Annotated in this window: 8 protein-coding genes and 1 tRNA gene; 7 read left to right on the top strand and 2 right to left on the bottom strand. The window is 64.1% G+C overall.

From position 1 onward, the window contains the following. Positions 1-45: 45 nt before the first annotated feature. Positions 46-122, bottom strand: a tRNA-His gene (locus tag Q8O80_RS21095). Positions 123-454: 332 nt separating this feature from the next. Between Q8O80_RS21095 and Q8O80_RS21090 the strand changes: the two genes are divergently transcribed. The 7 genes from Q8O80_RS21090 to Q8O80_RS21060 all read left to right on the top strand — a co-directional run bounded on the left by Q8O80_RS21090 (position 455) and on the right by Q8O80_RS21060 (position 11,268). Further along, positions 455-3,163, top strand: a complete 2,709-nt coding sequence (locus Q8O80_RS21090; RefSeq protein ID WP_305583045.1) for a histidine kinase dimerization/phospho-acceptor domain-containing protein — start codon at positions 455-457, stop codon at positions 3,161-3,163. A 214-nt stretch (positions 3,164-3,377) separates the two neighbouring features. After that, positions 3,378-4,433, top strand: coding sequence for an extracellular solute-binding protein (locus tag Q8O80_RS21085; RefSeq protein ID WP_305583043.1), 1,056 nt, complete (start codon positions 3,378-3,380; stop codon positions 4,431-4,433). Positions 4,434-4,537: 104 nt separating this feature from the next. Then, a complete protein-coding gene (locus Q8O80_RS21080; RefSeq protein WP_305583041.1) occupies positions 4,538-6,112 on the top strand; it encodes an iron ABC transporter permease in 1,575 nt (524 codons plus the stop codon). Positions 6,113-6,288: 176 nt separating this feature from the next. Continuing rightward, positions 6,289-7,770, top strand: a complete 1,482-nt coding sequence (locus tag Q8O80_RS21075) for an ABC transporter substrate-binding protein (RefSeq protein ID WP_305583039.1) — start codon at positions 6,289-6,291, stop codon at positions 7,768-7,770. Between the two features lie 165 nt (positions 7,771-7,935). Next, positions 7,936-8,889, top strand: a complete 954-nt coding sequence (locus tag Q8O80_RS21070) for an ABC transporter permease (protein ID WP_305583037.1) — start codon at positions 7,936-7,938, stop codon at positions 8,887-8,889. After that, positions 8,886-9,725, top strand: coding sequence for an ABC transporter permease (locus Q8O80_RS21065; protein ID WP_305583035.1), 840 nt, complete (start codon positions 8,886-8,888; stop codon positions 9,723-9,725). The genes Q8O80_RS21070 and Q8O80_RS21065 overlap by 4 nt, the downstream gene beginning before the upstream one ends. Then, entirely contained in the window at positions 9,712-11,268 is a 1,557-nt protein-coding gene (locus tag Q8O80_RS21060; protein ID WP_305583033.1) for an ABC transporter ATP-binding protein, read from the top strand. Before Q8O80_RS21065 ends, Q8O80_RS21060 begins: the two co-directional genes overlap by 14 nt. Here Q8O80_RS21060 and Q8O80_RS21055 read toward each other — a convergent pair. Next, positions 11,265-11,669, bottom strand: a 405-nt coding sequence (locus tag Q8O80_RS21055) for an alpha-glucosidase C-terminal domain-containing protein (protein ID WP_305583031.1), incomplete at its 5' end; no start/stop codon positions are given. The two genes, Q8O80_RS21060 and Q8O80_RS21055, sit on opposite strands and share 4 nt — an antisense overlap.

The following is an 11,669-nucleotide window of genomic DNA, read 5'->3' as shown; positions in this document are numbered from 1 at the left end:
GCTAGCAGCGCTGCGCTTGTCGCAATGATGGGAACTGGGGGAGAATGGTACCGCCTCTCCGGATTGAACGGAGGACCTCTAGATCCACAATCTAGCGCTCTAACCAACTGAGCTAAGGCGGCAAAGCTTATCAAGGGGTGGGGCGAAGCCGCATCCCGACAGCGGGCGGAACATAGGGCGAGAAATCGGGGATGACAAGCACCCATTTGCGCAAGTTCCCAAGCATTTTATCGGCCACCAGGACGGTGGGAAACACCCAAGGCGACCCTGCACATCACAGTTTGACAGGATTTGGCGCTTAACCATGCCGGGCGAAGCCGGGCTGGGGACGGCGTGCCGCTATGGACCGTGCGCGACCCGCACTATATTGAAGAAAGCTTAAGGTTCCGGGCACAACTGTGCCGGAATGGCACAATCGGATGCCAGCCCCCCGGAACGGAGACGACGGCAGTTCATGAATGCTGACTGGACCACATCGCCGACTGCACGCCGTGTGCTGCAGCATGCCGCAGACACGCGGCCGGCTTGGCTATGGTCGCATGATGGGCAGACATTGCTCTGGCACAATCCGGCGGCCGAGCTTTTCCTCGCCAAGCTGAAAAAATACGGGCTGAAGCTGGCGTCGCCCGCCGTGCCGATCAAGGGACAGGTCGCCCGCAATATCCGGCTGGGCTCGACCGATCGCAGCAGCCTGGCGCGCATTCAGTTTCTCGCCGGGGCGAAGCCGGCATCGGCGACCTGCGTCACCACGCCCCTGATCTGGCAGGATGGTCAGAGTGTGCTGCTGATCGTCGGCGTTGACCCGATCGACGCCGCGATACTGGCTGCCGGCCCAGACGAAGGTGCCTCGGCGGCGGACGACACCGCGGCATTGCCACCAGAGACTGCAACTGCCGACCAGCCGCCGGTCAGCACCGAATCGTCCAACGCGCCCGAAGATACACCGGCCAGCCAGGATGTTGCCGCTTGGGATGGCGAAGACGATCACGTCACGGCCGAGCCCGAAACACAGGACCAACCGCCCGCCTTGAGTGCGGAGACGCGCGCCGCAGCCGACGACACCGCCTATGCGCGGGCGCTCGATAATTGGCGCGACGCCGAGCAGGACGCCGAACCAGCGCTGAGCGCGGTCACCACACCAGCCGCAGACGAGCCGCCCCAAGTCGATGCCAGCAGCGATGTGCCGGAGGCGGAGGCGACTGCTGCGCCCGAGGCGGAACTTCCACAAACGGGCAGCCGGTTGAGCCAGTTGGTGGACAGGCTGGCAGCAGATGAGGCGCTCTATACACCGCTGAGCGCAGCCGATGACACTTTTGCCGGACCAGCGGCCGCAAAGGGCGAGCCTGTGACCGAGCTTGAACAGGTCGGCGATGACATGCGGGCATCGCTGCAGGCGGGCGAGCGCGATGCCAGCGCCGAGCAGAATGCCGAGCCGGGCGAGCAAACGGAAGCCGAAACGGATCTCGCGGCGCTGGAGGCACTGGATGCTCCAGTTGATGCAGCCGCAGGCGATGGGCCAAAGGCTGATGCTGATGCCGATGCGGCAGACGAGGCCGCGCAACGTCTGAATGCCGCCCTGGCCGAGATCGCGACGCCACCAGCCACCGATCCCGAGATCGTCGAGCGCGTGTCGCGCTACAATTTTGACGAGCTGTCGCGCATTCTCAATGATCGGGTCGGTGAATCCAGCCTGCCGCCCCCTGCCCCGCCTCCGGCTCCGACATCCAGCCCCACGCAAAGTGGCGCCTTGATCAGCCTCAGCGGCGAGACCCTGGTGTTGAACCGCCTGCCGCTGGGCATTCTGGTGTTCCGCGACCAGCAGGTATTGTTCGCCAATCGTGCGATCACCGAGATGGTGGGCTATGAATCGGTTGAAGCGCTGCGGCAGGGCGGGCTTGCGGCAGTATTCCCCGCAGCGGGGCCAGAGGGCCAGGAAGCCGGACCAGTCAACCATCTGGTGCAGCGCGACGGCACCTTGATCCCGGTCACGGCGCGGCTGCAGTCGATTTCGTGGCATGGCCGGCCCGCCTTGATGCTGTCAGCCAGTAGCACTGAGGTGCGGACCGGTCACGAAGGGGCCGTCAACGCCTTCGCCCAGGCGGTGGCCGAGGTGCGCGGCGATGGCTTTTTTGAAGCCAACCGGACCGGCGTGGTGAGCACTATCACGGCTCGGGCCAGCACCCTGCTGGGCCGGGACGGACCGGTGGAAGGCAAACTCCTGGCCAATCTGATCGCCGCTGCCGATGTTGCGGTACTGCGCGAGTTCCTTGAGCGGCCCGCCCGCTTTGCCGAGACGGCGCGGCCATGGCTGAAGCTGCTATCGGCCACAGGCAAGGCGGAAATTTCGATATTTGCCCAAGGTCAGGCCGGGGTGGTGACCGGCTATTTCGGCTTTGTGCATGGGCGGACCCCGGCCCCGGTGCGCCTGGCAGGCCCCTCGGACGCAGACCCGGCGCTGCTCGGACGGATCAGCCGGGGCGTGAGGCGCCCGCTCAATACCATTATTGGTTTTGCCGAACTGCTCCGCAATACAGCACCAACTGCCGAAGCTGCCCAATTGCAGGACTATGCGCGCGACATCGGCGCCGCTGGCCAGGAAATCGTCGCACTGGTCGACGAGCTGGAAGATTACGCGCGGCTACGCGATGGCCGCTATCTGCCGCAGCGTGCCAGCATTGATCTGACCGAATTGCTGGAAAGCTGCATCGTGCGCATTCGCCAACAGGCGCGCAATGCGCGGGTGATTGTGCGCAACGGCATTTCCGAGACCCTGCCCCGGCTGACCGCGGATCGGGCTTCGCTGGAACAGGCAGTGCTCAACCTGCTGGCCAGCGCCATTGATCAAAGCCCGACGGGCGGGGCGGTGGTGATCTCGGCCCAGCGTGAGGATGGCGGCGGGATTGCCGTGCATGTGCGCGACAGTTCGCTCAACGCCGTCGATATGGCGGAGCGCTTCGTGGTGTTCCGCGACGGCCCCGGGCGCGATGGCAAGGCGCTGGCACCGGTGCGCTCCAGCGTCGGACTGGCACTGACGCGCTCGCTGCTGGCAGTCAACGCCTTCTCGCTGTCGGTCGATCCAGCGGGCGAAATGGGGATGCTGTTTACGCTCAAAATCCCCGCCGATCTGGTAGAAAACCTGCCAACGAGCGACGTGGACGAATAGGCTCGCGGTATTGCGCACTATGTCGCAGGAAAAAAATCAGCGAAGCTCAATTCGCTAGTGGCCTGTTTTATCTAGTCAATTGCGCGCCAGTTTTGAACGTTTCTAGAGTTTAAATCATTGATTTTACTAGACAATATTGACTTGCCCGGCGCGATCGGGGAGAAGGTCGACAGTTTAGCGAGCCCTTGAACCTCGCCTGAAACCGGAGACCAACATGACGAACACGACCAACATCGCGCGCCTTTCGGTCGCTCTGCTGACCACGGCCTGCCTGGCCGGCGCTGCCGCCCCGGCCTTTGCCCAGAGCGGCGAAGTCAACATCTACAGCTATCGCGAGCAGAGCCTGCTGCAGCCCTTGCTCGATCGGTTCTCGGCGGAAACCGGGATCAAGGCCAATGTGCTCTATGCCGGCGATGGCCTGCTCGAGCGGGTGGAGGCAGAAGGCGAATTGTCACCGGCCGATGTGGTGGTGACTGTCGATATCGGCAATCTGGTGGGCGCCCAGGAGCGTGGCCTGACCCAGAAGATCACCACCCCGATGCTTGACGAGCGCGTGCCCGCCGAGTTCCGCGCCGAGGACGACAGCTGGACCGCGCTGTCGCTGCGCGCCCGGGTGTTCTATGTCTCCAAGGATCGCGTTGACGCCACGGCGCTGAGCTATGACGACATTACCAAGCCCGAATGGAAAGGCCGTCTGTGCACCCGGGCGGGCGACCATGCCTACAATATCGGCCTGATCGCCCAGCGGATCGCCGCCAATGGGCTCGAAGAAACCCGCACCTGGCTGGCCGGCGTACGTGACAATCTGGCCTATCCACCCGCGGGCAGTGACCGCGAGGGGGTCAAGAACATCCTGGCCGGGACCTGCGATCTGTCGATCACCAATACCTATTACATGGGCGCCATGCTCAATAACGATGCCGAGCCCGAGCAGAAGCAATGGGCCGCGGCGGCGCGCATCATCTATCCTGATGCCGATGGTGATGGCACGCAGGTGAATGTGGCCGGTGGTTTCATCGCCAAGTATGCACCCAATGCAGAAAACGCCAATGCCCTGATTGGCTTTCTGCTCTCGGACGAGGCGCAGCAGATCTATGCTGACACCAATTACGAATTCCCCGTAGTGCCCTCGGTGGCGCCTGCCGAACTGACCCAGAGCTGGGGCAAGCTGAACCCGGCCAAGACGCCATTGACCGAGATTGCCGCACATCGTGACGAAGCGGCCGCCCTTGTCGATGAGCTCAAGTTCAACGAAGGCGCGCAGAACTAGTGACGCGGAATCGCGCTGTTTCGGGCGCACCATTCCAACGCCAGAATGCATGGACCGGTAGGGCAGTTGCCCTGCCGGTCGTTCCACTTCTGCTCGCGGCCTTGATGGGGCTGCCCATTGGGTGGCTGGGCTGGTCGGCGCTGGGGGCAATCGCCTCGGGCAGCAATGTGCTGGCCGTGACCATGCTGCCCACCGCCTTGCGCGAAACCGGCTGGCTGATGGTCAGTGTCGGTCTGGCGACCGGCTGCGCCGGGCTGGTTGCGGCCTGGCTGGTGACGCATTATGAGTTTCCGCTGCGGCGGGTGTTTGACTGGGCGCTGGTGCTGCCGCTGGCGGTGCCAACCTATCTGGCCGCCTATAGCTATGTGGAATTTCTGGGCTTTCCCGGACCGATCCAGACCGCGCTGCGGGGGCTCAACGGCGCCACAACGCTGCAGGAATACTGGTTCCCCGATATCCGCAGCCGATGGGGCGCGGTGATCGTCATGTCCAGCGTGCTCTACCCCTATGTCTATGTCGCCTGTCGGGCGTTTTTCCTGATGCAGTCGACCTCGCTGAATATAGCGGCCCGAACGCTTGGAGCCGGCAGCATGCGGACGTTTTTCAGCGTGACTTTGCCGCTGTCACGCCCGGCCCTGGTGGTGGGTATCACACTGGCGATGATGGAAGTGGTCAATGATCTGGGAGCGGTGCAGTATTTCGGCATCAACGCCATCACCGCGATCATCTATTCGACCTGGATCAACCGCTCGGACTTTGGCGGCGCGGCGCAACTGGCGGTGACCGTGGTGCTGGTGATCGGACTGCTGATTGCTGCCGAACAGCGAGCCCGGCATGACCGGGTCTATCTGGGCCGGCGCGACAGCCGGGTGCCGCCCGCGCGGGAATATCTGATGGGGCCGCAGCGCTGGCTGGCATTCGGATTTTGCCTCGTGCTGCTGGCGCTGGGGTTCGGCATTCCAGTGGGGCAATTGAGCTATCTGGCGTTGCGCGGGTTGGGGCCCGGCAGCCTGGGCCAGACTGTAACGGCGTTGATCCCCACCCTGATCCTGGCCGGTCTGGGCGCGCTGATAACAGTGTTGGTTGGGCTGGTGGCGGCCAAGCTGGCGCAGCGCTCGGGCCCCACCGGGCGCGGGGCGATCCGGCTGGCGACCCTGGGTTACGCGATTCCCGGCACCGTGCTGGCGCTGGGGCTGTTGCAGCCGCTGGGACAGGCCGATCTGTGGTTCAACCGGATGACCATGGCGCTGGCTGGGTGGCGGCCCGGACTGATCCTGTCGGGGTCGATGGCGGCGCTCCTCTATGTCTATACGGTGCGGTTTCTCGCCGTCAGCCATTCGACGCTGGACGCCGCCATCAAGAAGCGGGGCGACGCGATGCTCGATGCCGGGCGGGTGCTGGGAGAACGGCGGCTGGGCTTGCTGCTGCGCATCGACCTGCCGACGCTGATGCCGGCAATATTGAGCGCGGGGACGTTGGTGTTCGTCGAAATCGTCAAGGAATTGCCGGCCACCCTGCTGCTGCGGCCGCTGGGCGTGGACACGCTGGCGACGCTGGTCTATTCGCGCGCCAATGTCGGACTATTCGCCCAGGCGGCGCTGCCCGCCCTCTTCATTGTGCTGGCGGGGCTCATTCCGGTCATTCTTGCCACGAGACTGGGCGATCGTAGGAAAGTATAACCTTTGTGCGTGCTGCCATGTTAGTGGCGATACCGTATATGCTCGCGTTATGGGAGCCGGAGCCTCACGCGCCGGCATGATCCTGAGGCTGGGGGACAGGCGGGTTGGCACCTGATGCACCGCCCTCCGAGCTGAATGATCGAACGGCGCTGAACCGCCGAAACTGGGAGTTACCTATGGACAAGACGTTGCAGGCATTCGGGCTCGCTGCGGCACTGGCAGTCGGCATGGCCGGCGTGGCACTGGCGCAGCCGAGCGAAATCCGCATCGGCGTGGCGCTGGAGCCACCAGCGCTCGACCCCACCGCCGGGGCGGCTGAGGCCATCGACATCGTCGTCTATCAGAACGTGTTTGAGGGTCTGACCCGCATTGACCAGAACGGCGCCGTGCAGCCGGGGCTGGCCAGCGCGTGGAGCATTTCCGATGACGGGCTGACCTATACCTTCACGTTGCAGGACGGGGTTACCTTTCACGACGGCACCAGCTTTGATGCCGAAGACGTCAAGTTCACCTTCGATCGCATCCTGTCCGAAGACAGCGTCAATGCGCACAAGGAGTTCTTCACCCCGATCACGAGCGTGACGGTGATCGATCCGCTGACCGTGGAAATGACGCTGGACCATGTCATCGGCCGCTTCCTGTTTGACCTGGGGCGCGGTGACGCGGTGATCGTGGCGCCTGAAAGCGCCGACAACAACGCCAATGAGCCGATCGGCACCGGGCCCTTTGCCTTTGTGCAATGGGACAAGGGCAGCCGGGTGGTATTGGAGGCCTATGGCCCCTATTGGGGCGAGCCCGTGCATCTGAGCAAGGCGACCTATGTGTTCATCGGCGACACCGCAACAGTGACCAATGCGCTGCTGGCCGGCGACATTGACGGCACCAACAATTTCGCCGCCGAAGCAATGGCGGTGTTCGAGAACAATCCGCAGTTCAAGGTGCTGGTTGGCACCACTGAAGGCGAGACCATCCTCACCACCAATAACAAGAAGCCGCCGTTCGACAATCTCAAGGTGCGCCAGGCCATGGCCCATGCCATTGACCGGCAGGCCATCATTGACGGCGCCACCTATGGCTATGGCGTGCCGATCGGGGCGCCATTTGCGCCGCATAATCCCTATTATGTCGACCTGACCGGCACTTATCCGTTTGATATCGAGGCGGCCAGGGCGCTGCTGGCCGAGGCCGGCTATCCGGATGGCTTCAGCGCGACGCTGAAGCTGCCGCCCGTCGCCTATGCCCGGCTCTCGGGGCAGATCATTGCCAGCCAGTTCGCCAAGGTCGGCATCGAGCTCGAGCTGATCAACGTGGAATGGGCGCAGTGGATCGAGGACGTGTATTCCAACAAGGATTACGACCTGACCATTATCAGCCATGTGGAGCCGTTCGACATTGGCAATTATGCCAACCCCGACTACTACTACGGCTACGACAATCCCGACTTCCAGGCGCTGATCGAGACCCTGAATGGCACGACCGACGAAGCCAAGCGCCAGGAACTGGCCATCGAGGCCCAGACCATCCTCGCCAAGGACGCGGTCAATGGCTATCTGTTCGAACTGGCCCAGACGGGCGTGTGGAACGCCAAGCTCAGCGGCATGTGGCAGAACTCGCCCATCGAGGGCCTGGTGCTGCGCGATATCAAGTGGGCGGAGTAAGCCCGTCGGCATTGCGCACGTGAATACCCCCACCCTCATTCCCTCCCCGCATGGGGGAGGGAAGCCTATGCGGCGCAACATCGAAAATCTGGTGCTGAACCTGACCCCATCGCCTCCCGTCCCCTTGTGGGGAAGACGTGGGGGCGGGCCGGAATTGATGCTCGCATGATCGTTTACATCCTCCGCCGTTTCCTCGGCTTTGCCGCGACGCTGCTAGTTGCGGCTCTGGTGATTTTCCTGCTGCTCGATCTGCTGCCGGGCGATCCGGCACAGTTCATTCTGGGAATGAATGCGACGCCGGAATCGGTGGCGCGGCTGCGTATGCAGATGGGACTGGATGTGCCGGCGCCGCAGCGCTTCGCTGGTTGGATCTGGGGCATGCTGCAGGGTGATTTCGGCATGTCCTACACGCAGCGCGCGCCAGTGGCGCACCTGATCTGGGACCGGCTGGGGGTCACCGCGCCGCTATCGCTATTTGCCATGCTCATTTCGATGGTGGTCGGGCTGCCGCTGGGCATTCTGGCGGCCCGTCGGCGTGGCAAGGCGCTCGACACGGCCATCATGGTGCTGGCCCAGACCGGTGTCGCCGTGCCCAGTTTCTGGTTTGGCATGTTGCTGGCGCTGCTGTTTGCCGTGACGCTGGGCTGGCTGCCGCCGGGCGGCTTTACCCCCTGGCATGAAGATGCCGGTGCGGCGCTGCGCAGTCTTGTCCTGCCCAGTCTGGCGCTGGCGCTGCCGCAGGCGTCGATACTGGCGCGGGTGATGCGCACGGCGCTGGTGGATGTGACGGGGCAGGATTTCATTCGCACCGCCCGGGCCAAGGGACTGACCATGGGCGAGGCCGTTTGGCGGCACGGCGTGCGCAATGCGCTGCTGCCAGTGCTGACAATATTGGGGCTACAATTCGCGTTCCTGATTGCCGGCACGATCATCGTCGAGAATGTGTTCTACCTGCCCGGGCTGGGCCGACTGATTTTCACCGCTATTTCCCAGCGTGATCTGACCCTGGTGCGGGGCGCCACCATCGTGCTGATCATTGCGGTGACATTGACCATGCTGGTTACCGATCTGGCCTATGGGCTGGTTGATCCACGGCTGCGCGAAGGACCACCCTCATGAGACGGCTGCTGGCCCATCCCAGCCTGGCCATTGGTCTGAGCGCGACGCTGCTGTTCGCGCTGCTGGGACTGGTATCGTTGGTCTGGACCCCCTTCCCCATCGCCGACATCGATATCGGACGGCGGTTTCTCGGGGTGACGGCATCGCATTGGCTGGGCACCGACAATCTGGGCCGCGACATGGTCTCGCTGTTGATGGCGGGCACACTGACCAGTTTTCTGGTGGCGGCGCTGGCGGTGGGGATCGGCGCCGGCATCGGGGTGCCGCTTGGGCTGCTGGCGGCCGCCTGGGGCGGGCCGGTGGAATGGCTGGTGCTGCGGTTCTCCGATTTCATCTTCGCCTTTCCTGCCGTGATCGTGGCTATCCTGATCACCACGCTGGTGGGGCCGGGCGCCATAAACGCCATCATCGCCATTGGCATCTTCAATATTCCGGTGTTCGCCCGGGTGGCGCGGGGCGGCGCGCTGAGCATTGCGACGCTGGATTTTGTTGCCGCGGGACGGCTGGCGGGATTGGGCAATACGAGGATTGCCTATCGTCATCTGCTGCCCAATATCATGAGCCTGCTCATCGTGCAGGGCACCATCCAGATGTCGCTGGGCATACTGGCGGAGGCCGGGCTGAGCTATATCGGGCTGGGCACGCAGCCGCCCGAAACCAGCCTGGGCCTGATGCTGCGCGACGCCCAGGGGGTGTTTCTGATCCATCCCTGGCTGACCCTGCTGCCCGGCATTGCCATCGTGCTGATCGTGATCGGCCTCAATATTGCCGGCGACGGCCTGCGCGACGCCATCGACCCACGCCTGCGGCAAGGACCGACCAATGTCCTTGCTTGAACTATCGGGTCTGTCGGTACATTTCGGAACAATGGCGGCGGTGGCCGATGTCAGCCTGACGCTGCAGCGCGGCGAGCGCTTCGGCATTATCGGCGAGAGCGGCTCGGGCAAGACGCTGACAGCACTGGCAATCAGCGGGCTGCTACCGGAAGGCGCCGAGATGGGGGGCAGCATTGCCCTCGATGGCGTGCCCCTGCCCCGCTCCGAACGCGAAATGGCGCGGCTGCGCGGCAAGCGGATCGGCATGGTGTTTCAGGAGCCGATGACGGCGCTGAACCCGTTGATGCGGGTGAATGCGCAGATAGCCGAAGCCATCGCGCTGAACCCCGGTGAGATGGTCAACGTCGACGTGGCGCAGTTGCTGGCCGAGGTGGGACTGGAACCCCGGCATGGCGAGCGCTTTGCGCACCAGCTTTCGGGGGGACAACGCCAGCGGGCGATGATCGCCATGGCGCTGGCCGGCCAGCCCGACATTCTGATTGCTGACGAGCCAACTTCGGCGCTCGACATGATTACCCAACGCATGGTGCTCGATCTGATTGCCGAGATCTGCGAGCGACGGCACATGGCGCTGCTGTTCATCAGCCATGATCTCAAGGCCGTGGCGGCGCTGTGCTCGCGAGTGGCGGTGCTGCATGAAGGGCGCGTGGTGGAGAGCGGCCCGGTAGCCGAGGTGTTCTCGCGCCCACGCGAAAGCTATACCCAATTGCTGGTGGCGGCATCGCGCTTTGTGATGCCAACACTGGTGCGCCAACCCATTGGCGACGCGCTGTTGAACCTGGACAAGGTCACGCGGGATTACCGCCGTGGCGGGGTGCTGATCTGGGCCCGCGAGCCGGTGCGGGCGGTCGATGCGGTCAGCCTGCAGATTGGCAGGGGGGAATGCCTGGCGCTGGTGGGGCCATCGGGATGCGGCAAGACCACGCTGGCCAAGATCATCGTCGGTCTGGACACGGCCAGCAGCGGGCAGATCACGCTCAGTGGGCAGCGCTATCACGGGGCGGACCTGCCGCAGCGCTTGCGGCGCGATGTGACGCTGGTGTTTCAGGACCCGTTTGGCAGCTTTGATCCGCGCCTGACGATCGGGAGGTCGCTGGCCGAGCCGCTGCGGCTGGAGCCGGATCTGCGGCGTGAGACCGTGCCGGCGCGCCTGGTTGAGGCCATTGAGGCTGTGGGACTGGAAGCGGGCATGCTGGAGCGTTATCCGCACGAATTTTCCGGCGGGCAACGCCAACGCCTGGCGATTGCCCGGGCGCTGGTGACGCGGCCCAAGCTGGTGGTGCTGGACGAACCGGTTTCGGCGCTGGACATGTCAGTGCGCGGCGACGTGCTGAGCCTGCTGGCCCGGTTGCAGGCCGAGTTCGGGCTGACCTATCTGATCATCAGCCACGATCTGGACATGGTGACCGCCATGGCCGACCGCGTGCTGGTGATGGAGGCGGGACAGATCGTTGAAGAAGGTGCGCCGGCACAGATATTTGCCAAGCCGCAGCATCGGCTGACGCGCGACCTGGTGGCCGCGCGCCTGCCCGAAGTGGGCTAGAGCACGCCGATATAGGCGCCGAACGGTTCGAGATTGATTTCGCCATTGCTGGCTGCAGCGAGGACGCCGGGGCAGCCCGCGTCGAGCGGCTGCATGCCCGCTGGCAAGCGATAGGCGGTAGCAGCCTCGGCCATGTTGAAGACGCAGACCAGGCGCTCGTCGCCGTGCTGGCGAATGAAAGCCAGCACATCGCCCTGCACGGGCAACAGCTCAATGCTGCCCTTGGCCAGGGCCGGATGGGCGTGGCGGAACCCCAGCATGGCGCGATAATATTCCAGCACCGAGCCCTCGACGCCATGCTGGGCATCAACAGCGTGGGTCAGATGCTCAGCAGGGACCGGCAACCAGGTGCGGTTGGCGGTCGAAAACGCGCCATTGTGGGCATGTGACTGCCAGACCAT

The organism is Devosia sp., from assembly GCF_030689745.1.
In the GTDB taxonomy this organism is placed as follows: Bacteria; Pseudomonadota; Alphaproteobacteria; order Rhizobiales; family Devosiaceae; genus Devosia; species Devosia alba.
The sequence above is the reverse complement of the archived record's forward strand: the minus strand, read 5'-3'. Positions and strand labels throughout refer to the sequence as shown.

Coding starts and splice junctions, on each gene's coding strand:
- Q8O80_RS21075 (WP_305583039.1), top strand. CDS start 6,289: ATGGACAAGACGTTGCAGGCATTCGGGCTCGCTGCGGCACTGGCAGTC.
- Q8O80_RS21070 (WP_305583037.1), top strand. CDS start 7,936: ATGATCGTTTACATCCTCCGCCGTTTCCTCGGCTTTGCCGCGACGCTG.
- Q8O80_RS21065 (WP_305583035.1), top strand. CDS start 8,886: ATGAGACGGCTGCTGGCCCATCCCAGCCTGGCCATTGGTCTGAGCGCG.
- Q8O80_RS21090 (WP_305583045.1), top strand. CDS start 455: ATGAATGCTGACTGGACCACATCGCCGACTGCACGCCGTGTGCTGCAG.
- Q8O80_RS21080 (WP_305583041.1), top strand. CDS start 4,538: ATGGGGCTGCCCATTGGGTGGCTGGGCTGGTCGGCGCTGGGGGCAATC.
- Q8O80_RS21060 (WP_305583033.1), top strand. CDS start 9,712: ATGTCCTTGCTTGAACTATCGGGTCTGTCGGTACATTTCGGAACAATG.
- Q8O80_RS21085 (WP_305583043.1), top strand. CDS start 3,378: ATGACGAACACGACCAACATCGCGCGCCTTTCGGTCGCTCTGCTGACC.